The organism is Robertmurraya sp. DFI.2.37 (assembly GCF_029211245.1).
Classification (GTDB): Bacteria; Bacillota; Bacilli; order Bacillales; family Cytobacillaceae; genus Robertmurraya; species Robertmurraya methanolica_A.
In genome coordinates, this window is the sequence record NZ_JARGEJ010000669.1 from 1 (window position 1) to 298 (window position 298).

Sequence of the window (298 nt, forward strand, 5' to 3'; positions counted from 1 at the left end):
CAACGCTGCCCTACATTACTTAGCCCGCCTCATTGAAGCTGGTGATTTACAAAGCATCAGCAGGAGGCTGCTTGTTATTGCGTATCAGGATATTGGCCTTGCCAGTCCCCAAGCAGGGGCGAGAACCCTTGATGCAATTGAAACAGCAGAGCGAGTTGGATTCCCTGAAGCACGAATCCCCTTAGCCAACGCGGTAATTGAACTTTGTTTATCACCTAAATCAAATTCAGCAATCATCGCCATTGATCAGGAGATATCCGATTTACGCAAAGGAATCAGCGTGGAAGTTCCCGATCAT

1 protein-coding gene is annotated in these 298 nt (G+C 47.7%); it reads left to right on the forward strand.

Translation table 11 applies throughout. The annotated features are described in order from the left end of the window. Positions 1-298, forward strand: a 298-nt coding sequence (locus PZE06_RS28135) for an AAA family ATPase (RefSeq protein WP_483314098.1), incomplete at both ends; no start/stop codon positions are given.